This window comes from Chryseobacterium gregarium DSM 19109 (assembly GCF_000430845.1).
GTDB lineage: Bacteria > Bacteroidota > Bacteroidia > Flavobacteriales > Weeksellaceae > Chryseobacterium > Chryseobacterium gregarium.
Genome location: NZ_AUMU01000009.1, coordinates 186,638 through 210,690, shown reverse-complemented (window position 1 = coordinate 210,690; position 24,053 = coordinate 186,638). Strand labels below are relative to the sequence as shown.

The 24,053-nt window shown below is 38.4% G+C and carries 23 protein-coding genes and 2 tRNA genes; 11 read left to right on the top strand and 14 right to left on the bottom strand.

Annotated elements, in window-relative coordinates; genetic code table 11:
• Positions 1 to 18: 18 nt before the first annotated feature.
• The 5 genes from H561_RS0112040 to H561_RS0112020 all read right to left on the bottom strand — a co-directional run bounded on the left by H561_RS0112040 (position 19) and on the right by H561_RS0112020 (position 2,510).
• Positions 19 to 90: transfer RNA gene (locus tag H561_RS0112040), tRNA-Glu, on the bottom strand.
• Between the two features lie 12 nt (positions 91 to 102).
• On the bottom strand, positions 103 to 357 hold the full coding sequence (rpsT, locus tag H561_RS0112035) for a 30S ribosomal protein S20 (protein ID WP_027387243.1): 255 nt from the start codon (positions 355 to 357) through the stop codon (positions 103 to 105).
• Positions 358 to 423: 66 nt separating this feature from the next.
• The gene (locus tag H561_RS0112030) at positions 424 to 744 is read right to left on the bottom strand and encodes a hypothetical protein (protein WP_027387242.1); all 321 of its coding nucleotides are present in this window, start codon (positions 742 to 744) and stop codon (positions 424 to 426) included.
• A gap of 352 nt (positions 745 to 1,096) precedes the next feature.
• Positions 1,097 to 1,168, bottom strand: a tRNA-Glu gene (locus H561_RS0112025).
• Positions 1,169 to 1,223: 55 nt separating this feature from the next.
• Positions 1,224 to 2,510: an N-acetylmuramoyl-L-alanine amidase family protein gene (locus tag H561_RS0112020; RefSeq protein WP_027387241.1), complete on the bottom strand. Its 1,287-nt coding sequence runs from the start codon at positions 2,508 to 2,510 to the stop codon at positions 1,224 to 1,226.
• 66 nt (positions 2,511 to 2,576) lie between these two features.
• On the opposite strand from H561_RS0112020, the gene H561_RS0112015 reads away from it, so the two are divergent.
• The 3 genes from H561_RS0112015 to H561_RS0112005 all read left to right on the top strand — a co-directional run bounded on the left by H561_RS0112015 (position 2,577) and on the right by H561_RS0112005 (position 6,062).
• Positions 2,577 to 5,165, top strand: coding sequence for a putative LPS assembly protein LptD (locus tag H561_RS0112015; protein WP_027387240.1), 2,589 nt, complete (start codon positions 2,577 to 2,579; stop codon positions 5,163 to 5,165).
• Positions 5,166 to 5,232: 67 nt separating this feature from the next.
• Positions 5,233 to 5,613: a RidA family protein gene (locus H561_RS0112010; protein WP_027387239.1), complete on the top strand. Its 381-nt coding sequence runs from the start codon at positions 5,233 to 5,235 to the stop codon at positions 5,611 to 5,613.
• Positions 5,613 to 6,062, top strand: coding sequence for a hypothetical protein (locus H561_RS0112005; protein ID WP_027387238.1), 450 nt, complete (start codon positions 5,613 to 5,615; stop codon positions 6,060 to 6,062). The genes H561_RS0112010 and H561_RS0112005 overlap by 1 nt, the downstream gene beginning before the upstream one ends.
• Positions 6,063 to 6,137: 75 nt before the next feature.
• On the opposite strand, the gene H561_RS0112000 is transcribed toward H561_RS0112005, so the two are convergent.
• Positions 6,138 to 7,664, bottom strand: coding sequence for a trypsin-like peptidase domain-containing protein (locus H561_RS0112000; protein WP_027387237.1), 1,527 nt, complete (start codon positions 7,662 to 7,664; stop codon positions 6,138 to 6,140).
• Between the two features lie 330 nt (positions 7,665 to 7,994).
• On the opposite strand from H561_RS0112000, the gene trhO reads away from it, so the two are divergent.
• Together trhO and H561_RS0111990 are read left to right on the top strand one after the other, a co-directional pair.
• Positions 7,995 to 9,362: an oxygen-dependent tRNA uridine(34) hydroxylase TrhO gene (gene trhO, locus H561_RS0111995; protein WP_027387236.1), complete on the top strand. Its 1,368-nt coding sequence runs from the start codon at positions 7,995 to 7,997 to the stop codon at positions 9,360 to 9,362.
• Between the two features lie 5 nt (positions 9,363 to 9,367).
• Complete coding sequence (locus H561_RS0111990; protein WP_027387235.1) at positions 9,368 to 9,946, top strand: 5-formyltetrahydrofolate cyclo-ligase; 579 nt, start codon at positions 9,368 to 9,370, stop codon at positions 9,944 to 9,946.
• Here H561_RS0111990 and H561_RS0111985 read toward each other — a convergent pair.
• Both H561_RS0111985 and H561_RS0111980 read right to left on the bottom strand, forming a co-directional pair.
• Positions 9,892 to 10,476: a hypothetical protein gene (locus H561_RS0111985; RefSeq protein WP_027387234.1), complete on the bottom strand. Its 585-nt coding sequence runs from the start codon at positions 10,474 to 10,476 to the stop codon at positions 9,892 to 9,894. The two genes, H561_RS0111990 and H561_RS0111985, sit on opposite strands and share 55 nt — an antisense overlap.
• Complete coding sequence (locus H561_RS0111980; protein WP_027387233.1) at positions 10,460 to 11,641, bottom strand: hypothetical protein; 1,182 nt, start codon at positions 11,639 to 11,641, stop codon at positions 10,460 to 10,462. Before H561_RS0111980 ends, H561_RS0111985 begins: the two co-directional genes overlap by 17 nt.
• Positions 11,642 to 11,824: 183 nt before the next feature.
• Here H561_RS0111980 and H561_RS0111975 point away from each other — a divergent pair, with 183 nt between their 5' ends.
• The gene (locus tag H561_RS0111975; protein ID WP_027387232.1) at positions 11,825 to 12,097 is read left to right on the top strand and encodes a hypothetical protein; all 273 of its coding nucleotides are present in this window, start codon (positions 11,825 to 11,827) and stop codon (positions 12,095 to 12,097) included.
• 84 nt (positions 12,098 to 12,181) lie between these two features.
• Here the strand turns inward: H561_RS0111975 and H561_RS0111970 are convergent, their stop codons facing one another.
• The 5 genes from H561_RS0111970 to H561_RS0111950 all read right to left on the bottom strand — a co-directional run bounded on the left by H561_RS0111970 (position 12,182) and on the right by H561_RS0111950 (position 16,895).
• Positions 12,182 to 12,949: a TrmH family RNA methyltransferase gene (locus H561_RS0111970; protein ID WP_027387231.1), complete on the bottom strand. Its 768-nt coding sequence runs from the start codon at positions 12,947 to 12,949 to the stop codon at positions 12,182 to 12,184.
• A 105-nt stretch (positions 12,950 to 13,054) separates the two neighbouring features.
• Entirely contained in the window at positions 13,055 to 14,557 is a 1,503-nt protein-coding gene (gene rmuC / locus H561_RS0111965) for a DNA recombination protein RmuC (RefSeq protein ID WP_027387230.1), read from the bottom strand.
• A gap of 200 nt (positions 14,558 to 14,757) precedes the next feature.
• A complete protein-coding gene (locus H561_RS0111960; protein ID WP_027387229.1) occupies positions 14,758 to 15,000 on the bottom strand; it encodes a hypothetical protein in 243 nt (80 codons plus the stop codon).
• Between the two features lie 152 nt (positions 15,001 to 15,152).
• Positions 15,153 to 16,331 carry a nicotinate phosphoribosyltransferase gene (gene pncB / locus H561_RS0111955; RefSeq protein WP_027387228.1) on the bottom strand — a complete coding sequence of 393 codons (1,179 nt, stop codon included), beginning with the start codon at positions 16,329 to 16,331 and terminating at the stop codon, positions 15,153 to 15,155.
• Between the two features lie 87 nt (positions 16,332 to 16,418).
• Complete coding sequence (locus H561_RS0111950; protein WP_027387227.1) at positions 16,419 to 16,895, bottom strand: Dps family protein; 477 nt, start codon at positions 16,893 to 16,895, stop codon at positions 16,419 to 16,421.
• Between the two features lie 344 nt (positions 16,896 to 17,239).
• Between H561_RS0111950 and rpsL the strand changes: the two genes are divergently transcribed.
• The 5 genes from rpsL to H561_RS0111925 all read left to right on the top strand — a co-directional run bounded on the left by rpsL (position 17,240) and on the right by H561_RS0111925 (position 21,298).
• Positions 17,240 to 17,653: a 30S ribosomal protein S12 gene (gene rpsL, locus H561_RS0111945; RefSeq protein ID WP_027381287.1), complete on the top strand. Its 414-nt coding sequence runs from the start codon at positions 17,240 to 17,242 to the stop codon at positions 17,651 to 17,653.
• Between the two features lie 23 nt (positions 17,654 to 17,676).
• Positions 17,677 to 18,153, top strand: coding sequence for a 30S ribosomal protein S7 (gene rpsG, locus H561_RS0111940; protein ID WP_027387226.1), 477 nt, complete (start codon positions 17,677 to 17,679; stop codon positions 18,151 to 18,153).
• A 6-nt stretch (positions 18,154 to 18,159) separates the two neighbouring features.
• Positions 18,160 to 20,277, top strand: coding sequence for an elongation factor G (fusA, locus tag H561_RS0111935; protein WP_027387225.1), 2,118 nt, complete (start codon positions 18,160 to 18,162; stop codon positions 20,275 to 20,277).
• Positions 20,278 to 20,294: 17 nt separating this feature from the next.
• The gene (gene rpsJ, locus H561_RS0111930; protein ID WP_002661363.1) at positions 20,295 to 20,600 is read left to right on the top strand and encodes a 30S ribosomal protein S10; all 306 of its coding nucleotides are present in this window, start codon (positions 20,295 to 20,297) and stop codon (positions 20,598 to 20,600) included.
• A gap of 200 nt (positions 20,601 to 20,800) precedes the next feature.
• The gene (locus H561_RS0111925) at positions 20,801 to 21,298 is read left to right on the top strand and encodes a low affinity iron permease family protein (protein ID WP_027387224.1); all 498 of its coding nucleotides are present in this window, start codon (positions 20,801 to 20,803) and stop codon (positions 21,296 to 21,298) included.
• Positions 21,299 to 21,317: 19 nt separating this feature from the next.
• Here H561_RS0111925 and H561_RS0111920 read toward each other — a convergent pair whose 3' ends face one another.
• The gene (locus H561_RS0111920) at positions 21,318 to 24,023 is read right to left on the bottom strand and encodes a hypothetical protein (protein WP_027387223.1); all 2,706 of its coding nucleotides are present in this window, start codon (positions 24,021 to 24,023) and stop codon (positions 21,318 to 21,320) included.
• Between the last annotated feature and the right edge of the window lie 30 nt (positions 24,024 to 24,053).

Here is a 24,053-nt window from a genome sequence, read left to right as displayed (position 1 = left end):
AGCAGTAATTAAAATTAGTAGCCCGTAGGGGAGTCGAACCCCTCTTACCAGAATGAAAATCTGAGGTCCTAACCGATAGACGAACGGGCCATCTATACTTTATTAAGCCAGTTTGTTAACGTGCTTAGTTAATTTGCTTTTTAAGTTAGCCGCTTTGTTTTTGTGGATAATGTTTCTCTTAGCTAATTTATCCAATAAAGCGATAACCTTTGGCAGTTGTTCTGCAGCAACAGTTTTATCTTCTTCATTTCTTAACCCTTTGATTGCTGTTCTAGCAGTCTTGTGGTAATATCTGTTACGAACTTTTCTAACTTCGTTTTGTCTGATTCTTTTTAATGCTGATTTATGATTTGCCATATCGTTCAAATGTGAGTGCAAAAGTAAAAACTTTTTTTTTATCTACCAAATTATTTTTTAAAAAAATTAATTTTCGTTGGATAAATATTTTCTGAGTTTATCTATTGCCTGTTCTATTTTAATATTCTCTTCTTCTCTTTCTAATTTTTTGATGGTGCTTTTCAGCATAACCATCGCATTGTTCCATTCTCCGGTGGTATTGGTGAAGGTAAACCCATCAATCGTTACTTCAAAATCGACTCTTTCACCTATCCTGTAAAGTCTGAAACTTATTTTATCATCACTGCCTGTTATTCCGTCTTCATTGATCTTTAAATCGTAACTTTTCGGACTAGAGTGGATTTTCTTAAAAAGCAGTTTTGCTTCCTGTATTTTTAAATCCGGCATGATCTGAAATTTGGTATCCTGCAGACCATCAAGATTCCTGAAATACAGCCGGTAAACAGCTTTCTATCCGTTGATATCTTAATGCCTCTGTTAGACGGTGCAAATATAATATTTTTCTGATATTAAAAAAAGATTATTCACTAAAATAATGTCACTTTATTCTCAATATCTGTCTGTTTATTACTCGTCGGCTGTCAATTGTTTCTAAATCTGCATATTAAAAATTGTCCGATGACTGTCAAGGCTAAAATTATTTTTGTTTTTTTAAAATCTTTAATATACCATTGTTTATGACCTATCGTAATTAAAAACAAAAAAGCCCTGTAAAAGGGCTTTTAAATGTAGGATCGCGTAGCCTATAGGGGAATCGAACCCCTGTTGCAAGGATGAAAACCTTGAGTCCTGACCACTAGACGAATAGGCCAAATTTTGAGGTTGCAAAAATAGCCATTAACTTTTTAACTTCAAAATTATTTTTATTATTTAAAAACTTTTTGGATCACCGTATTCTTAATGCCTTTAGCTTCAATGTCTTTCTGGAGCTTCACAGCATCTTCCAGGGTATACGCTTTTCCGTAAGTATAATAAAAGACGCCGCTTTCCTTATTTCTTTCCACATCTTTCAGGGTCTGCATGATAAATGAATTGCCATTCAGTTTGTCCCCGGAATAAACTTCGACAGTATAATATCCGGCATTCATTTTCTGATTAGGCATAAACCCTACGGCATATGCATTTCTGAATCCTGCATCTTTAGCCGTTTTAATGTTGATATCCCTTACAGAAGCCAGATTCGTTACGCCGTAATAATATTTATACTGTCCGTTTTCTTTGATCGGCAATATGTAATTCAGTCCTTTTAAAGCCGGATCGCCGTCATTATATTTGGTAGGTGAACTTAACAGCAGGATTCTGAAATCATTCTTTAATGCCACCTCAGCCAGTTTATCGGGATCAGGTTTCTTCACAACGTAAGACGTACCGGATTTTCTGTCCACGGCTTTCTTATAATCGATAATAGCTTTGTAAATACTTTCTGAGATTTCGTCCTGTCCTCTTTCGGAAGCTAAATAATGGCTCTCTTCCGGGTGGTTGATAAATCCTGTTTCGATAAGCACGGAAGGCATGGCATTCATACGGAGAACGTGAAGGTTTTTCTGAAATACCCCCCTTGAAGTCCTTTTGTCTTTATTGACAAAATTGTTTTCCACCAGTCCTCCTAACAGCAGGCTGGATTCAAGATATCTGCTTTGCTGAAGTTTTAAGGCAATTAAAGATTCCGGTGAACTCGGATCATAAGAACCGAATGTCTGCTTGTCTTTTTCATCTAGGAAGATCACGTCATTTTCTCTCTTGGCGACTTCCAGGTTGGTGTCGTTCTGGTCCGGCCCCTGCACAAATGTTTCCGTTCCATAAGCCGTCGGCTTTTTCGATGAGTTACAGTGAATGGATACAAAAAGGTCTGCTTTGCTCCTGTTGGCCAGGTTTGTTCGGTCTGACAGGGAAGGGTATTCATCAATCTTTCGGGTGTAGATTACTTTAAAATCTTTGTTCTTTTCAAGCATTGAGCCTACTTTCAGGGTAATCGCAAGGGTAACATCCTTTTCAGCGATCCTTCCTATATCGGAATAAGTTCTGTTGGCTCCGTGATCGCTTCCCCCGTGTCCGGCATCTAAAACAACGATAAATTTTTTCTGTGAAAAAATAAAGTTACTGAACAGAATAAGGAGAAATGATAAAATTATTTTAAAATTTACTTTGTGCATCTTACAGTGTTAAAAATTATATTAATTTTGGGCCTTAATTGTATATCATAAATATAACAAAAAAAATTGGCCAAAACCGTCTCCAAAAATATATTACAAATTTTAATTATCCTAATTTTTAACAATTTTTTAGCACAGCAGACTCCTGAAAAATTGACCGAAAATGTGGTTAACGATACTATTTCCAAGCAAGATACCATTGTCCTGAAAAAAGAATCTCTGGAAGATGTCATGCAGACAAAAGCAGACTATAACAGAAGAGATTTTCAGAAAAAAATGATTTATCTGAATAAAAATGCCCAGGTAAAGTATCAGGATGTGCAGATTGATGCAGATTATATCTCTATTGATGAAGAAAAAAGCCTCATGTTTGCAAGGGGTAAGCAGGATTCATTAGGGAAATTTATAGAACCGGCAGTAATTACCCAGGCCGGCAAAAAATATGAAACCGACCAGTTTCAGTACAATACCAAGACCAAGCAGGCTATTGCGTTCAATGCCAGAACGGAGGAAAGCGAAGGGGTAATTGTTGCAGAAAAAACAAAAAAATATAATGATTCCGTTTTTGCGATGAGACGGGCTAATTATACCACCGACGATTATTTCATCAAGAAAAAAGATACGGCAGCAGATTATCATCTTCGGGCCTCAAACATCAAATTGGTCAAAACAAAGAATAAATCTTCGATTATCTCAGGACCGATCCAGATGTATATTGAACAGGTCCCGACTCCTTTGATTATGCCTTTTGCCATTCTGCCTTTTTCAGATAAAAGGTCTGCCGGTATTCTGATCCCGAGTTTCGGAGAAAGGCAGGATGTAGGATTTTTCCTGAATGGCCTGGGCTATTATCAGCCCATCGGCGAACATTTTGACCTGAAAGTGCTGGCAGATATTTATACGAAAGGGAGCTGGAACTTAAGGCCGGAAATGAATTATGTAAAGAAATACCGGTATTCCGGGAACTTTTCGGCAGATGTGGGAACCGCCGTACGCGGGATCAAAGGGCTGGATGATTACGGAAAAACAAGTACCTACAGGATTGCCTGGAGACATACCCAGGATACGAAAGCCAATCCGTTTCTGACGTTTTCAGCTTCGGTAGATATTGTAAGCACCAAATTTTACAACAATACTTTAAATAATAATTACATTCTCAACCAGAATGTACTAAATACCCAGCAAAATTCTACAGTTACTATTACTAAAAGGTTTTTGAAATTACCGGCCACGATTACCGGAACAACGTCTTACTCGCAGAATTTTGCGACAGGATTGTCGGATCTTCGTCTGCCGCAGATGAATGTGGCCATCAACCAGTTTTATCTCTTTAAGTCAAAAACCGGAGTAAGGCAGGGCTTATTGGAAAACATCACGGTAAACACAGGACTGAATTTAACGAATTACGTGCAGACGGACGAAGGTGAGCTTTTTACGGCAGCCATGTGGGAAAAAATGCAGACCGGCCTGAAGAACAATATTGCTTTAGGAACCAATACAACGGTAGCCAAATATTTTACATTCAGTTTAGGCGCTAATATTGACAATGCCTTAACCACCAAAACGGCCGATAAATTTTATGACCCTATCCAGAATAAAGTAGTTACCGAAACGAATAAAGGGATTTCAGGATATTCTACCTTTTCCACTACGGCCAGTCTTCAGACAACATTATATGGCATGCTGAAATTTAAAAAAGGATCTGCCATTGAAGCCATCAGGCACATGATGACCCCAAGTTTAGGATTTACCTATTCTCCCGATTTCGGAGGGTCAGGGTTCGGGTATTTCAGGAATTACTATGATGCCAGCGGGGCTTTGACTCCGTATTCCATTTTTGAAGGGGGGATTATAGGAAGCCCGACCAGCGGGATGGTAGGTGCTTTAGGATTCAATATCGGGAATAATATCGAAATGAAAGTGAAGTCTAAAAGTGATTCGACAGGCGTAAAGAAACTGAAGATTTTCGAATCCCTGAACCTTTCCGGAAGTTATAACTTTGCGGCAAAAGACCATCCGTGGTCCATCATTACAATCAACGGACAGTCTTCTTTCTTTGATAATAAATTAAGTGTCAATACAAGTTTGTCTTTAGACCCGTATAAAGTGCTTTACCTGCCCAATCAGGAAACCGGAATCAGAACCGAAGATTTCGGAGGTTTCGGAATACAGGGATTCAACGTTCAGATGTCTTATCCTTTAAGCAGCGAAATATTCGGTGAAAAAACGGATTACGCAAAAAAATACAAGGCAAAAGGAGAGATCAGGAATGAAAATTATTATTTTGATGATGATAATTATGCCCATTTCGACCAGGCCTGGACTTTAAACATCAATGCCAATTATGCCTTCACGAAAAGTTCCGCTTCAAGGACACCGACAAGGCTTGCTTCGGTAGGGCTGGACGGAAGCTTAAAGCTTACGCCTTTCTGGAATATCAACGGCAGTACGCATTATGATATGGTCACCCAGCAGCTGGCTTATACAAGGATCGGCTTTTCAAGAGACCAGCGGAGTTTTACCATCAATTTCAACTGGGTTCCTTTCGGTCAGTATAAAGTCTATGATTTCTTTATCGGGATCAAGGCCAACATCTTAAGTGATGCATTAAAATACAAAGACAGAAGTTTTACCCAGCCTAATGCACCATTCTAGCATCAGATTTGATATCTGGTATGGAAATAGAATATAAATTTTATATTTGCACCCAAAATAAATTCTAATGAAAAAAATAATCAACACGGTTAATGCTCCTGCAGCAATCGGGCCTTATTCGCAAGCCAATATGGCAAACGGTGTGTTATACATCTCCGGACAGATTCCTGTAGACCCCGCAACCGGTAAACTGGTAGAGGGTATTGAAAAAGAAACGCACCAGGTAATGAAAAACCTTGAAGCTATTCTTACGGAAGCCGGTATGACTTTTAAAAATGTGGTAAAAGCAACCATCTTTCTTAAAAGTATGGATGATTTTGCGGTAATGAATGATATTTATGCTTCGTACCTGGATGCCGAAAGCTATCCGGCCCGTGAAACAGTGCAGGTTTCCTGCCTGCCAAAAAATGTTGATATCGAAATTTCCATGATCGCACACCAGGATTAATGAATTTTCTAAGAAATACAATTGCGGTTATTGTAGGTCTGGGAATTGCCGGACTTATCATCACTCTTGGTATAAGAGTATTCCCGCAATGGGTTACTTTTGAAGCTTTTGCTCCCTTTGAGCACTGGCAAAAATTCCTTCAGACCATGCAGCATGATGATGCTTTCTTTGGTTTCCTTTTATTTGTTTCCGGATTGGGAACTACCATCGGAGGAGTTGTAACGGCTATCATTGTAAAATATGCCAAAGTAGCCTATGCTATTCTCATCGGTTTCATCATGTTGTTTATAGCTATGCTGGATGTTATCGTTTTTCCTTATCATCCTACATTCTATAAGATTTCTATTTTTCTTACCTTTTTCCCTTTTGCGTGGATGGGGGGTAAAATTGTAGAAGTCATATATGAGCGTAAAAAGAAACGGAGGATTGCTGAAAGAATCAATAAGTAAATAAAAAAACGCTGCCATTTGAATAAATGTGCAGCGTTTTCATTGATATGAAGTGAAGTTTAGTTATTTGTCTGATTAAGGCATTTTAAAACCTCTCGTATACATCTGCCCGTAAGCATCTACGAATTTTACCGATACGTTGCCTGAATATTTATCAAGGATCTTTTCAACATCTTTCTGTGAATTAACAGGTTTACCGTTGATCTCGACCACAATATAATTGTCTACAATCCCGATTTTGGCAATCTCGCTTCCTTCTGTAACATTGGTGGCAATAACACCGCTGTTTAATCCGTAGTCGGTTTTAAACCTCTCATCCAGCGGTTTAAACTCGGCGCCGATTTTTTCGGTTACGCTGAGGTCAGCTTTCGTTCTGGCAGACGTTCCTCCTTTCTGATCCCTTAAAGTAACTGTAGCAGTCGCTTCTTTACCATTTCTCAAATAAGTTACCATTACTCTGTCACCCGGACGCTTGCTTCCTATGGCAATAGAAAGGTCTGCAAAATCGGTAACAGCAGTATTGTCAATCTTGGTGATCACATCACCGGATTTAATGCCTGCATCTGCGGCACCGCTGTTATCTCCAAATCCTGTTACGTAAACACCGGATCCGGCTTTGATATTGGTTTTGTTCTGTTTATTGTACCCTGCAACCTGCATATCGTTGGATAAATCCAGAGAAGTTACGCCGAGGAATCCTCTTTGTACAATTCCGAATTTCTTAATGTCTTCAACAATTTTTCTGGCTAGGTTTGAAGGAACGGCAAATCCGTACCCCTGATAATATCCGGTCGTAGACTGGATTGCAGAATTGATCCCGATAAGATCCCCGGTTGTATTTACCAAAGCACCTCCCGAGTTGCCCGGATTAATGGCTGCATCCGTCTGGATAAAACTTTCAATCGGGTTGGCTGCTTTCCCCTGTGAACCCAGAATTCCGATTCCCCTGCCTTTTGCAGAGACAATACCGGCTGTTACGGTAGAGTTCAGGCCGAGCGGGTTTCCGACAGCAAGTACCCATTGTCCCACTTCGATATTATCTGAATTGGCAAAATTTAAATAGGGCAATCCTTTTTCCTCAATTTTTAATAAGGAGATATCCGTATTGGGGTCAGTGCCTATCAAAGTTGCGATATAAGACTTTTTATTGCTTAAAACCACTTCCAGCTTATTGGCGCCTGCCACAACGTGGTTATTGGAAATAATGTAGCCGTCCGGTGAAATAATAACGCCTGATCCCATGCCTGAAGGCATATTGTCCGGCATCTGCTGTTTCTGTCTCTGCTGCCCTCTTCCCCCAAGCGGGTCTCCGAAGAAGAAATCAAAGAGATCCTGTTCCGACGCTCTGCTGGTTGATCTTGACTGATAATTTTTAATGGTTACCACCGCAGGGACTGTTGTTTTGGCAGCTTTCACAAAATCATCACCTACTGCTGCAGAATTCATTCCCGCAAAAGAAACGTTGGGTGCCGATTTGGTAAAATAAGACTGATCCCCGTTGGCGGAATCATGATTTAAATATTGTAGTGTTCCAACAGTAGTAGCTCCTGACATGACGCCTACTACAGCAAATGGTAATAGTTTTTTTAAAGTACTCTTCATTGTATATCTTTCTTATTGTTTTTTATATGAATTAAATTCTTTTTATTGTAAACAAATTTAATGCTAAATAAGTAGATACTTATTCTGTATTGTTTCATTTTTAACTAAAATTTAACAGGATAAGCAATACTTTATACATTATGTCATAATTGTTAAAAATGCTTTTAACAGATATTAAAAATTTATTAAAGACAAAATGTCATATATAGGATGTATTGTCATAAAGAAAGTTAAATGGAGTGCTGAAATAACTCAGTATTCTATTGGATAAGCAGCAATGAAAAAATTATTATATTTGCAAAAATTTTTCTCACTTAAACCGTTTATAGCATGCAACTGTATAACACCTTAAGCGCAGAAGAAAGAGCTCAGCTTATTGATGAAGCCGGTAAGGAACGCCTTACATTGTCTTTCTATGCGTATGCCAAAATTGAAGATCCCAAAAAATTTCGCGACGAATTATTTATAGCCTGGAATGCTCTGGATGCCCTGGGACGTATTTATGTGGCCCATGAAGGGATCAATGCTCAGATGAGTGTTCCTGCAGACCAGTTTGAAGCTTTCCGAGATACATTGGAAGTATACGATTTTATGAAAGGCATCCGCTTGAATGTAGCGGTTGAACAGGATGATCATTCCTTTTTAAAATTAACGATAAAAGTCAGGCATAAAATTGTTGCCGACGGTTTAAATGATGATACTTTTGATGTAACCAACAAAGGGATCCATTTAAAAGCTCAGGAATTTAATAATTTACTGGAAGATCCCAATACAATTGTAGTGGATTTCAGAAACCATTATGAAAGTGAGGTCGGCCACTTTGAGGGAGCGATTACGCCTGACGTGGAAAATTTCAGAGAAAGTTTACCGGTTATTAATGAGCAGTTAAAGGATTTTAAAGAAGATAAAAACCTGTTGATGTACTGTACTGGCGGAATCCGTTGCGAAAAGGCCAGTGCATACTTTAAGCATCAGGGTTTTAAAAACATTTTCCAGTTAGAGGGCGGGATTATTGAATACACCCGTCAGATAAAAGAAGAAGGGATCGAAAGTAAATTCATTGGAAAAAATTTCGTGTTTGACCACCGGTTAGGCGAACGGATTACAGACGATATTATCGCACAGTGTCATCAGTGCGGCAAGCCTTGTGACAACCATACCAATTGTGCCAATGATGCATGTCATTTATTGTTTATCCAATGTGATGAATGCAAAGCCGCCATGGAAAACTGCTGTTCAGAAAACTGTCTGGAGACCATCCATTTGCCTTGGGAGGAACAGGTGGAATTAAGAAAAGGATTACAGGTAGGAAATAAAGTATTCAGAAAGGGGAAATCTGATGCTTTGAAATTCAAAAAGTCCGGTGATTTGCCCGATCGGCCTTTGGCAAAAGCGGTTACAAAAAATATCCGTAAAAAAATAGCGGTTAAAAAAGTCCTGCTGGGAAAGGCAGAGCATTATTACACAAAATCAAAAATTGCCCAGTTCTTGATTGAAAGCAAAGAACTTTCGGTAGGGGATAGAGTGCTTATTTCAGGTCCTACGACCGGTGAGCAGGAAGTTATGATCACTGCAATTTTCGCAAACGGAGGACCTTGTGAAACGGCAAAAAAAGGCGATCAGATTACTTTTGAACTTCCGTTCAGGGTTCGTTTATCGGATAAATTATATAAAATAGTGCAGGCTGAAAACACCTGATAACCATGTTAAAAGCGGAGCTTAGAAAAAAGTATACACAGAAAAGAAAAGCCTTGTCTACTGATGAGGCTTTCCTGTTGTCCGAAAAGGTTTTTAAGAATTTCGTTGATTATTTCAAACCCGTTACAGGCAAGAAGGTTCATGTTTTTATTCCGATTGAAAAGTTCAGGGAAATTGATACATGGTTATTTATCAATTACTTTTTAAGCCATCATATCAGGGTTTTTGTCCCTAAAATTGCAGATACGAAATTGATTTCCGTTGAGATTTTTATGGATACGAAATTTGAAACCAATGCTTGGGGCATTTCGGAGCCGGTTTCTGATGAAGATTCAGGATGTTCTGACTTTGACTATGTAATTACTCCTTTGCTATACTGTGATGATAAAGGGAATAGGGTAGGTTACGGCAAAGGCTTCTATGACGGTTTTTTTGAGAATATTTCAGAAAATTCAAAAAAAACCGGAGTTAATTATTTTAACCCCGATGAAAATATCGATGATGTCTGGGAACAGGATATTTCGCTTGACTATTTGGTTACGCCTACAGATATACTATCTTTCTTCAGTAAAGGATTGGAATAAAAATCTAGAAAGAAGAATCTAAATTCTCTGTTGGTATTGGGGGTAGAAACCAGAATGTATTGAGCATTTTTCTCAAAAGATCCCAGTGACCGGTTCTTGTTATCAAAATATTCCACGCTGAATTTAGCAAAATCCAGGGTGTCCTTATTGTAAAAATCTTTATACACCTCCAGGTTATTTACTTTTACGCTTTTTACTTTCAAGCTGTCCAGTTCACGGAATAATTTTTTGAATGTTAAACTGTCCGGTTTATGGAAGTAGCTCTGCATCTGTGAATAGATCACGGTATCAATCTCCGTATTTCTGTTTCCTGAAAGATATAATGTAGACAAATCCAGGAGTTCCTGTACTTTCTGTCTGGTAATCAGATTAATGGCCTGCGCGCTGTCCATCTGTACCGCAGGATAGGTTTTTGTGTTATTGCTGTTTCTGAGTTTATCCAGATCGCTTATTTCTGTCTTTTTATTATTACATGAAACCAATGCAAGAAATAACAGGGCAAAAATTAAAAAGTTATTTATTATTTTCATCTGTGGTTGCAATTTTAAATTTAATGGAGATGATCTTTCCGTTATTGTCCTTTCTCATTTCTATTACACTCAGGTTCTTAAGTGAAGTAGTAGGGGTTGTTACGAGTGTAATATACTTTTGTTTATCAAGTCTTTCAATTCCATAAGTACTGTTGTCATATACCTGATAGATGACCGCATTGTTGCTGATCAGATTTTCAAGCTGGTTTCTTTTCTGCTTAATAAGCGCGAGCTGTTCCTCTTTCGGGGCACCGGTTACATCTTTAATGGAGAAATAATAGGCAGCCATTTTATAATCGTCCGGCTTCAATTCAATCATTTCCTCATCCGGTGCATTTTCAAGGCTTCTGTTGACTTCCAGGTATTCATAGAATGGAGCGCTGATCTGCATTTTCAGGTTTTTATCTTTTGTGGAATAATAAAAACATTCACCAGGTTTTATTTTATAAAGGATAGGCGATTCGTTTTCTTTGATCACCTTTATTTCAAGGATATTCAATACACCTGCTCCCCGGTCTGCATCGCTGAAGCAGTATTTATAGGTTTTGGAAAAAATAGTGTCTTTAAATCCCAAAAGTCCTGTAATAATAATTAAAATTGATGTCAGAAAGATCCAGGCACTTCTCTGAAAAAAGCTTTTAGTCTTTTTTACGGGTTTAATATCAGCGATTGTATCACTCCCTGATTTCTGATTAATGTATTGATTTTCAGTTATTGATTTTTGTAAATCGGTGATTTCGGAAGCTTTAGTTTGTGTGTTTGTGTCTGAAATGTCATTTTGGGGAAGATCCTCTGATGTAGACACTGTTTTTGTCAGTTCCAAGATATCATCTTCAGATAATTCTTCATTATCCTGCAGCAGTTCTCCAGAGAAAAGATGCTGCTTTTTAAACTCATACCACGATTCGTATCCCGCATAGATACTCAGTAAATTGAGCATGTCTATTCTTGGAAGCTTGGTAACCGGTGATGATTTAAAATATGTATAAAAAGATTTTTCGCTGATGTTGCCTTTGGCTTTTTTACGGAGGTCTTCCTGGAAGTATATGATATCAATCCCCTTCCATTTCGAAATATCATCGTAGGAAGGAGTGTGTTCTTTCAGATATTGAGCCTGTACATCCTTTTTCAGCTGCTCAAAATGCAATAAATCTAAATCTGTCAATTTACTGTTGAATAATTAAATTATTGATTATCAGTAGTGTTTACTTGTAAATCTATTTTACAAAGGTATTACAATTATTTTTCATAAACAAATTTTCTATCTGCTATACCTTTGTCTTGTTCAAATAACAGAACAGGAAAAAGATTTATATAACAATATTAACAAAATTAAATTTAATTTATTATGAAAAAGTCATTATTCGTAGCTGCTATCGCTGCAATCTCTCTAGTTGCTTGTAAAAAAACTGAAGCTAACACTACTGAAGGATCTAAAGATTCAATAAACGCTACTGCTGATTCAGCTACTAACGCTATTGATTCTACAGCTGATGCTACTGTAGATTCAGTAAAAGCTACTGCTAACGCTACTACTGATTCAGTAAAAGCTGATGCTAAAGTTGCTAAAGAAGAAGTAAAAGCTGAAGAGAAAAAAGAAGAAGCTGCTACTAAAAAATAATTAAAGCAAAGCTTTAAAAATAAGAACCGTTTCACTCAGTGGAACGGTTTTTTTTATTTTAATTGACGACAAGTAATGCTATAGTTAGTCTTTCTTCTGCCGCAGCACTTCATAACAGGTAATTGCCACGGCATTGCTGAGATTCAGAGAATCAATGCTGCCGGCCATCGGAATTAATGTATTGCGCCCTTTTCCGATCCAGAAATCACTCAGCCCTGAATGTTCCGTCCCGAATAAAACTGCGGATCTCTGTTTGAAATCCCTTTTGGAAAGATCTTCTGCCGTTTCATCCATTATCGTCGTATAAATAATGAAGTTGTTTCTCTGCAGGTATTCAAAAGTCTGTTGATTGTCAGCCTGAAATACCTCCATCCCGAACAGACAGCCTACGCTAGATCTGATTACATTAGGATTATAAAAGTCTGTCTTGCCGTCCGAAACAATAAGCGCATCAATTCCGAACGCCTCGCAGCTTCTCAGGATGGCGCCTAAATTTCCCGGCTTTTCCACGCCCTCAACAATAATTACCGTAGCATTTTCTTTGGGTGCAAATGAAGAAATATCGGTTTCCTTTATTCTGTAAACTCCGATAATGCCTTCAGAACTTCCTCTGTAGGCCGTTTTTTCATATATCTTTTCGCTGATCAGATGGACTTTTCCTTTTGGAAGCTCTTTATCGTATATTTTTTCGCAGATGAAAAATTCTACAGGTTCAAATTCGAATTGCAGGGCCCGCTCATTCTCCTGCTGGCCTTCTACCGCAAAGACTTCCGATTTTTTACGGAATCTGTTATCTGTGAGAAGTCGGGTAAGGTGTTTTACCTTTTCGTTCTGAAAACTTTCTATTAACATTCTGCAAAATTATGTAAAATTATTTTTAAGATCCTTTAAATTGGATTTTAAGCAACGAAAATCCCGATCGATAACCGGGATTCTTATCTTGAAATTTTTTTTCTACTAAGATATATCATGAGGGATCTGGGATTGTTCAATCAGGCTCTGCGGAAGTTCCTTTTTGTTTTTTATGCCTAACGATTTTAATTTCTGCGTCTGTGTAACTAGATTGTCATTTCCTGTTGAAAGCTGTTTGTATGCCTCATTGTATACATTTTTGGCCTGATCCAGATTTTTTCCGACTTTCTCTAAATTGTCAACGAAGCCTACGAATTTATCATAGAGTTTTGCTCCTCTGTCTGCAATTTCCATAGAGTTCCTGTTCTGGTATTCACGTTTCCAGAGGTCGGCGATCAGTTTTAATGAAGTAATAAGGTTGCTTGGGTTTAACAACAATATCCTTTTATCATACGCGAAATTCCAGAGATTCTGGTCTGCCTGCATGGCTGCGATATAAGCGGGCTCACTTGGGATAAACATCATCACAAAATCAAGGGATTTTCCGTAATCGTCATAGGCTTTCTGGCTCAATTGGCTGATATGGTTTTTAACGGAAGATAAGTGCTGATTTAATTTTATCAAATAAATATCCTGATCGGTCTCATCAACCAGTTCGGTAAATGCGGTTAAAGAAACTTTGGAATCAATAATCACATTCCTTTCGTCCGGATATTTTATAACGGCATCGGGCCGCATTTTCTTCCCTGAAAATTCTGAGAAAAGTGCTTTGTTGTCTTCGTCGCGGAGCTCATGTTCCAGAAAATATTCCCTGCCTTTTGCCAGCCCGGATTTTTCCAGGATACTTTCCAGGATCATCTCGCCCCAGTTTCCCTGGGTTTTGCTTTCGCCTTTTAAGGCCCGGGTCAGTTTTTTGGCATCTTCCGAGATCTGCTGGTTCAGTTCGGCGAGCTCCCTTACTTTTTCCGCAAGTGAAAAACGTTCTTTGTTTTCTTTTTCATAGGCTTCATTGACGCGGTTTTTCAGGTCGGTGATCTTTTCCTGGAAAGGTTCGAGAATATTTTTTAAGTTGTTTTGGTTCAGAGCTGTGAACTTTTCTGTTTTTTCTTCCAGGATTTTATTGGCAAGATTCTCAAACTGCATCTTTGATTCTTCCTGAATCTTGCTGATTTCCGATTTCTGGGTTTCGAGGGACTTCTGCAAGCTTTGATTGATAGCGGAAAGCTCAGCGTTTTTAGCAAAAATATGCTGTTTTTCTGTCAATAGATTTTCGATCTGTGTATTTTGCCTGGAGCTCAGGTGCTTCTGTTCCAGGAACTGGATATTCAAAGAGGTATATTCCGCAGAGATTTTTGCGAATTCATTTTTAAGATCATTCAGAAGATCAGACTGCTGTAAGCTGAACTCTTTTTCCTTAATAATGATTTGAGATAATTCCTGTATTTTCTGACAAGAATTTTCCGCATCTGCATTGTTTTTAATGTACAGGTTATTCAGTTCATCATAAGAGCTCCTGGAAACCATGGATGACTTCAACATGAAATACAGGATGACTGCACCCATAATTCCTCCTAAAATACATCCGGTTATTAAATATATCATCTCCATATTTCAAAATTACAAAAAGAATAGCTGATTTGTTTTACGGGAAACCTTTTTAATGCCGTTAGGTTGCTGAAAATCTTTCAATCTGATTCTTCAAAACTTCTTCTGTTTTTAATTTTTAAAAGATGATATAGAAATCATCTGCAAAAAAAAGTGAGCCGGAAAGGCTCACTGGGTAATATAAAGTCTGATTTTTGTTATTTTTATGGCACCAAAACGGGTCCTGTAATTTCAATAGGAGGACAAAATCCTGTATTGATCATGCATTTTCCGCCCATGCACCAGTAATTGGTCATTGAAGTGGTTCCGTCTGGACATCTGATAAGTGCTTCTCCGTATCGGGCACATTGTCCGTCGGAATAACACTCCAAAGCAGGGTGAAGTGTTCCTCCGAAAACATCTTTAAGTGATTGTCTGGAAAGTTTAGTCAAATTGATTTTTTTCATGGTTTAATTTTTTAGTGATTAATGACTCTGTTTATAATGTTCTCATAATAAGATTAATAATCTTAATGTATTAGCTAAAATATGAAAATAATCACTACTGTTTGATAAAAAATTAAATTAATTTGAGCTTTGCTTATATATAGCTATGCTGCTTAATCTTTTATTCTTAGAAACTCTTTTGCCAGTTCAATCATTTTGGGATCTCCGGTATATTTTCCATGTTCATCGGAAAGTTTTACGGTTGGGATCCATTCTTTGTTTGGAGCCTGTACCCCGATCAGTTTCATTACAATATTCATAGGTTTTAAGCCGACATCATTGGTAAGGTTGGTTCCTATTCCGAATGAGATTCCTATTTTTCCCCTGCAGTAATTGGTAATTTCTTCTACTTTTTCCAAATTTAAAGCGTCTGAAAAAATGATGTATTTAAATAAAGGATTGATTCCGTGCCTTTGGTAGTGGGCAATGGTTTTATCTGCAAATTCAAGCGGATCTCCGCTGTCGTGACGGACACCATCAAAAAGCTTTGCAAATTTTTTGTCAAACTGCTGGAAAAAAACGTCGGTGGTATAAGTATCCGAAAGGGCAACTCCCAAATCACCCCTGTATACATCGACCCAATGCTCCAGGGCCAGCTCATTGGCCATTTTGAAGCCGTACTCTGCTGCATGGAACATAAACCATTCATGGGCGTGGGTTCCTATAGGCTTTACTCCGTATTTCATAGCGAAATGTACATTTGAACTGCCTATAAAAGTAGATTCTTTTTTCTGGTTTAAAGCTTCCATGACCAGATTCTGAACTTTGTAAGAATGCCTTCTCCGGGTACCGAACTCTGCAAATGTCACTCCCAGTTTTGCTAGTGAATCTGCTTTGTCAAGCGTTTTATGCATCACAACCTCATTAGGGTCCCGCTCCATGTGATTGATTTCATAATGAAGTTCGCTGATTAGGGCCAATAAAGGCACTTCCCAAAGGATGGTCCTGTACCACAGTCCTTCAACCACTACGGAAAGTTCGCCTCCTTCCTGACGGATTTTTACTTCAGAAGGATCATAATGATAGCCTTCAAGAAAATCGAGATAGGGAAGATCAATATACGGGCAGGTTTTTGCCATGAATTTTTTTTCTTCTCTGGTTAAGGTAAGCTCAGCCATTTTATTCACGGCTTCTCTGAGTGCCGCATCAAAACCTTCCGGGAACTGATGTTTTCCTCTGTTGATGAATTCGTACTTCACGATGGAAGAGGGAAATAACTTTACCACGGCATTCTGCATGGTAATCTTATAAAAGTCATTATCTAAAATTGAGTTCAGTCGTATTTCCTGCATTATTGTGTAATTTTTACGCAAATATAATTATTAAAAATAAAATCACCTAAATGTAAGGTGATTTTTTTAATCTTAAAGTAAATTTATTTACTTTCCAAGGTAAGAATTATACATCCAGACTTCTTTTTCCTGTTCTGTAATGTAGTCGCTCATCTGAGAATTTGTTCCTTCATCTCCTGCAGCGTCTGTAATTTCCAGAAGTTCTCTCTGCAGGTCAATCACTACTTTGAATGAGTTTAAAATAATTTCAACGCTTTTGGTTCCGTCGCTTACTTCCTGACTTTCCTTAATGGTGGCCACCTTTAGATAATCAGAATAATTATGGGCTGGAGTTGCTCCTAAGGTCAGGATTCTTTCGGCAATCTCATCGATTTTAAGAACAAGGCTATTGTAGAGCTCTTCAAATTTAGGGTGCAAAGTGAAAAACTGGTCTCCTTTAATGTTCCAGTGTGACCCTCTCGTGTTCTGATAAAAAACAGAATAATTAGCTAAAAGAATATTGAGTTTTTCAGCGATTTTCTCACAGTCGGCCTCCGGCAGACCTATAATATTGGCATTTTTCATACAGTTTATTTTTTACAGTATAAATTTAGTAAATATCATGCCGAAACTATATTTTCATGATTGATGATACTTATCTTTGAAATTCTTAAAATATATTTAATTTGAAGATAGCCTTAATATAAATTTTCAAAATTTTACATGAATTGGAAGCGCAGATATTCCTGATACCACATTGAACTAGTAAATATCAGAAATTTAATTGGAACAAAAATGTTCAGGTTACAATTGCTGACTAAATGCAAGTTCTTGTGTGTTAATTTTTAGTAAATAAGATTATTTCTATATAACTGCTTGTAAATTAAAAAAATATTATTATTTTTGCACCCTAAAATAAAAGCAATTAAATGCCTACTATTCAACAATTAGTAAGAAAAGGAAGAGCCACGCTTGCCAAGAAGAGCAAATCGGCTGCCCTTGATTCATGTCCACAAAGACGAGGGGTATGTACGAGAGTATATACTACCACTCCTAAGAAACCTAACTCTGCACTTAGAAAAGTTGCAAGGGTAAGACTTTCTAACGGGAAAGAAGTCAACGCCTACATCCCGGGCGAAGGACATAATCTTCAGGAGCACTCGATAGTATTGGTGAGAGGCGGAAGGGTGAAAGACCTACCGGGAGTACGTTACCACATCGTAAGAGGTGCTTTAGACACTGCAGGTGTAAATGGAAGAACACAGAGAAGATCGAAGTATGGAGCTAAGAGACCAAAACCAGGTCAGGCACCAGCTGCACCGGCAAAAGGAAAGAAAAAATAATCATTAAATAAGGTACAGAAACAATGAGAAAGACAAAAGCGAAAAAAAGACCGTTGTTACCAGATCCAAAATTTAATGATCAATTGGTAACTAGATTTGTAAATAATCTAATGCTTGACGGTAAAAAGTCAATTGCATTCAAAATTTTCTATGATGCTTTAGACATCGTAGAAACTAAAAAAGGAGAAACTGAAAAAACGGCCCTTGAAATCTGGAAAGATGCATTAACCAACGTTATGCCTCACGTAGAAGTACGTTCCAGAAGAGTAGGTGGTGCAAACTTCCAGATTCCTATGCCAATCAGAGCTGACAGAAAAATTTCTATGGCAATGAAATGGTTAATTAGCTACTCTAAAAAGAGAAATGATAAGTCTATGGCTTTGAAATTGGCTAACGAAGTGGTAGCTGCTTCAAGAGAAGAAGGTGCTGCGTACAAAAAGAAATCTGATACTCACAAAATGGCGGAAGCTAACAAAGCTTTCTCACACTTTAAATTCTAATTAGAAATGAGTAGAGATCTTAAATTTACAAGAAATATTGGTATTGCTGCACACATTGATGCCGGTAAAACCACCACTACAGAAAGGATTTTATTCTATACAGGGGTGAATCACAAAATTGGAGAAGTACATGATGGTGCTTCTACAATGGACTGGATGGAGCAGGAAGCAGAAAGAGGGATTACCATTACTTCTGCTGCAACGACTTGTTCTTGGAACTTTCCAACAGATCAAGGGAAAGTTTTACCAGAAACTAAACCTTATCACTTCAATATCATCGATACCCCGGGACACGTTGACTTCACCGTAGAAGTAAACAGATCTTTAAGAGTATTGGATGGATTGGTATTCTTATTCTCTGCCGTAGATGGAGTAGAGCCTCAGTCTGAAACAAACTGGAGACTTGCCGACAACTACAAAGTGGCCAGAATGGGATTCGTAAACAAAATGGACAGACAGGGTGCTGACTTCCTTAACGTGGTAAACCAGGTTAAGACGATGTTAGGATCAAATGCAGTTCCAATCGTTTTGCCAATCGGTGCTGAAGAAGATTTCAAAGGTGTTGTAGACTTAATTAAAAACAGAGCGATCATCTGGGATGAAGCAGGACAGGGAGCTACTTTTGAAGTAGTGCCGATTCCTGAAGACATGAAGGATGAAGTTCTGGAATACAGAGAGAAATTAGTAGAAGCTGTGGCTGACTACGATGATACTTTGATGGAGAAATTCTTCGAAGATCCGGATTCTATCTCTGAAGACGAAATCAACGAAGCTCTTAGAAAAGCGACTATCGATTTATCCATTATCCCAATGACTTGTGGTTCTTCATTTAAAAATAAAGGAGTACAGTTTATGTTGGATGCCGTATGTAAATACCTTCCTTCTCCCTTGGATAAAGATGATATCAAAGGTACTGACCCAAGAACGGATGCTGAAATCACAAGGAAACCAGACGTAAACGAGCCGTTCGCCGCTTTAGCGTTTAAGATTGCTACTGACCCGTTCGTGGGAAGACTGGCATTCTTCAGAGCATACTCTGGAAGGTTAGATGCCGGTTCTTATATCTTGAACACGCGTTCAGGAGATAAAGAAAGAATCTCAAGAATCTATCAGATGCACGCTAACAAGCAAAATCCTGTAGAATATATTGAAGCAGGAGACATTGGTGCAGCGGTAGGATTCAAATCCATTAAGACAGGTGATACAATGTGTGACGAGAAACACCCAATCGTTCTTGAATCGATGGTTTTCCCTGATCCGGTAATCGGTATTGCTGTTGAGCCTAAAACTAAGGCTGACCAGGATAAAATGGGTAATGCATTGGCTAAATTAGCAGAAGAAGATCCAACGTTTACGGTTAGAACTGATGAAGCTTCAGGACAAACAATTATTTCCGGAATGGGTGAGCTTCACCTGGATATCATTGTAGACCGTATGAGAAGGGAATTCAAAGTTGAAGTAAACCAAGGACAGCCTCAGGTTGAATATAAAGAAAATCTTACAAAAGTTGCCAACCACAGAGAAGTTTACAAAAAACAATCAGGTGGTAAAGGTAAATTTGCTGACATTGTATTTGAACTAGGACCTGCTGAAGAAGGTAAAATCGGTCTTGAATTCGTTAACGAAATCAAAGGTGGTAACGTTCCTAGAGAATTTGTTCCTGCTATTGAAAAAGGCTTTAAAGCTGCAATGAAGAACGGTCCTTTGGCCGGTTTCGAAGTTGAAGGTATTAAAGTTGTTCTTAAAGACGGATCTTTCCACGCGGTGGATTCTGATGCACTTTCTTTCGAATTAGCTGCTAAAATAGGATTTAAAGAAGCTGGACGTGCTGCGAAGCCGGTAATTATGGAGCCTATTATGAAACTGGAAGTTGTAACTCCGGAAGAATATATGGGTAACATTATTGGTGACCTTAACAAGAGAAGAGGTACAATCAGCGGTCAGGAAGAGAAAAACGGTGCTGTAGTAATCAAAGGTTCAGTTCCACTTTCTGAAATGTTCGGATATGTAACCACTCTAAGAACACTTTCATCAGGAAGAGCTACTTCTTCTATGGAATTAGAGAAATACGCACAGACTCCACAAAACGTTGCGGAAGATATCATTGCTAAAGCAAAAGGTTAATTTTTTAAAGTAAAGAAATGTCACAAAGAATCAGAATAAAACTAAAATCTTACGATTACAACTTGGTAGACAAGTCTGCTGAGAAAATCGTAAAAACGGTAAAGGCTACCGGTGCTGTTGTAAACGGACCTATTCCATTGCCAACAAACAAGAGGATCTTCACGGTATTGAGATCTCCGCACGTTAACAAAAAAGCTAGAGAACAGTTCCAACTTTCTGCTCATAAGAGATTGATGGATATCTATTCTTCTTCTTCTAAAACGGTAGATGCTCTGATGAAGTTAGAACTTCCTTCAGGTGTAGACGTAGAAATTAAAGTGTGATAACTGCCGGAAGGTGGATGATGGAAGTCAGAAGTCTTTAATGCAATATCAAACTTTGCTATGATAATAAATCCCTTTTCGAAAGAAGAGGGATTTTTTTGTCTGGTTTTTCATGGGTCATTCATGATCGGATGAGTTTATTTAAACATCTTGATTGCGGAGGAGTTTTTGATGATTAACTTTACACTAAAATCAATACGATGTCAGTTTCAGATAAAAATGTCTTTGAGAAATTTTCAAATTGGGCAACAAAATTTACCGGAAGTTCCTATGCTTTCATTGGTGCCACATTAATTGTCATTATATGGGCAGCTTCAGGGCCGGTTTTTAAATATTCCGAAACATGGCAGCTGGTCATCAATACGGGGACAACCATCATTACTTTTCTGATGGTTTTCCTGATTCAGAAAGCCCAGAATAAAGATTCTAAAGCGATTCAGATCAAGCTTAATGAGCTGATTGCGGCCAACGAAAAGGCAAGCAACAGGATTGTGGATATTGAGGATCTTACAGAGAAAGAACTCGATCAGCTTCATTGCTATTATGAAAAGCTTGCCGACTTTGCGGAAGAAGATGAGGACATCCATGCTTCACATTCCATTGATGCCGCACAGCGAAACCAGGATCATAAAGATGAAGTCTTCAGGACAAAGCACCAGCAATGGCTGGAACAGCAAAAAAAAGAGGAATCGAAATGATTCCTCTTTTTTATTTAAACTACTTCATAAAGTAACCGAAATACGAGCAGCTTCCCATAAGGCTTTTTGCCGTTTCCGTATCGGGATACTGGGATTTCAGTATGGCAAAATAGGTTCTGTATTTTTGGTTTTTAATCTGATCAAGCTGTTGTTGGTAAGCATCATTTTTCTCACTCCATTTCGGATCAGAATAGTCCGTTTTAGAAGGGTTTTTTGTTTCATACTGATAATATTTTCCCTGTTCTGCGCTGGCCATTTGAAATAGAATCCTGGCTTTTTGTTCCTTGCCGTCAGAGAGTGCCAACGCTTTTTTATAATAACTGATGGCGAAATCGAAATTATCAGGTTCTATGTAAGAACGGTCAAGGAAGTTTTTATAATAGTACTGATACGGATTTCTTTTGTCTGTTACCTGAAAGTCGTATTTTCCTCCGTTCGAATTATCAAGATCCATCACGAACAATTGCCTGTAGTATCCTAATACTGATGTATTATATAACAAGTTGCCAATAAGTTGATTAGCCTTTGCCGCTCTTTCATCCTGTTCGCTGCCTATCTGTTTCAGCTGAAGCACTACGTCCGTCAGCTGGAGCTTGTTCATCGCAGGCCTGATAAAAGGAAATGCGGTATAATCTTCTTTTTTCATGCTTTCTTCGGAACTACTTTGGTAGCTTTCCCAGACATTGTGCCCAAAAACAAGATCCGGAATATTGTTGAAACCATTGTAAGCCGTAGCAGTATATTGAAGTGGCGCTACTTTTTTCTGGTCATTGTTCCATTCTGATCTCGGAACTCCGGAAAAGTTTTGCGCTTTTGCGTAATAGGACCGGGCGGTTTTAAAATCAGCCAGCTTCATGGCACGGTCACCATAGATCACGGCAAAGAATGCATCGATGTTCCCAACATCATTAATATTCTTAGCAATGATCTGTTGCTCAAAACGGGTTTTATCGGGTTTTCTGTAAAAGGCTTCCACACTTTTTACTAGGACAGAATTGGGATTGTACTGAAGATCCGAAAGCTTATTATTCATTAAAAAAGATTTTCCATCTTCTCCCTGAAGGAAATACCGGTTGGCCAGTACATCTTTAAGAAATTCAGCTGTTGACGGCACTTCACTATAAAAGTCACCATCAGTCTGCGTGCTGTTATTTTCCGTTTCAGGTTTTTCCGTGAAATACTCGGCATAATCTTTCATCAGGTGGTTTTCGTACGCTGCATCAATTTTTGGCCTGGATACGATATCATTTAGTACCTTCATTCTTTTGATCTCTTCCAGGTATTCCGGATTGTCGGTGGTGATGTCATTCAATATTTCAGTGCTGCCCTTATAATCTTTTTTCAGGAATTTAAGGTAGGCATCAGCGATCTGCCAGTATTCATCTTTAGAATTTTCTTTAGCCTTATCAGTGAATTTTTCCAGGGCATCCAGAAAGTCTTTGGTCTGTTCATCATAGTAGTAATTGTTTTTGGTGAAAACAGGAATCCTGTTGGGATTGTCTATAAGTTCATCATCACTCTGATTGTCCTTATTGCCGTCATCCGCCTTGTTTTTAGATCCTCCGAAGAGATTCTTAAAAAACCTTATAATCTTTTGCCAAAAAGAGAGTTCTTCTTTCTTAGGCTCGGCAGCTTGTGCGGTAGTACTCGCATCTGAACTTTTACCCGGAGATTTGGTATTGACTGCGGGGCTGGTATCATCGTTCTGGTAATAATAAATCGGGAGGTAGCTCCGCTCAAGTTCATTGATGCTTCTTACAGCCATTACTTTCAGGATCTCAGAGTCGGGATTAATTTCATACATTTTCTCCATGATCGGAATCGGATTATTAAAATCTTCATATCCTAAAAGAAAATAAGCCATATTTTTTTCATCGGCGTTGCCTGCCCGTTTCAGTATATTATTAAATGAGGCCGTATCCGAAAGCTTCATGGAGACAAAAGCAGATTCTTTCCGGCTTCGGCTGTTTTTGAAAACCTGAAAGAAGTTCCAGTTTGCGTCGCTATTCAGTCCCAATCCTCTCTGCGCTCCGGCCAGCTGGTCAAGAGCCATGATGTAAGGGGCGCCCTTTAGCCTGATCGGTTCAACGTATGTTTTGAAAGCCTTGAGGGCAGCATCATAATTTCTGGTGTAATGATTGAACCGTACCAGCTGATATCCGTACCGTTGTTTGATTTCAGGATTTTGGGCTGCATGATACAAAGACGTTAATGCTGAAATGGTCTTGTTATAATCCAGACTGGTTGCATTTTTGTCATTTTGAGGACCGCTATAATAAAATGAATCCGCGCCTTCAACAAAGTTGATCCTCATATACGGTTCCAGGTATTTTGCCTCAATGAGGTAGTCGATAGCTTCACGGTACTTTTGATAAAAACCGGGTCCAGCTTTGATGAACAGCTGATTTGTCGGATTGCCTTTTTTCAGAGCATTGAGATCATTCAGGCTCATTTTATTCACCAGATAATCGGTTTCTGCATAAGTGAACTGGTTGTTGAAAAACCGTTTCCAGGAGTCTGTGTTTTCATCAGGAATCTGTGAAGGTTTGAAATCCGTATAAAATCTCGTCGAATAGCTGTGCAGGAAAGGAAGATAGGATTTATCCTTAATAATGCTTTGCGTGAACAGATTAAAATATTCATAGTCCGGATCCGACCATGCACAGGCATGTGATTCCGTATAGAACAGGGAAATAACTGCCAGTGAAAGTAAGTGCTTTTTCATATTAATATTAAGTGTTTTTATTTAAGGATC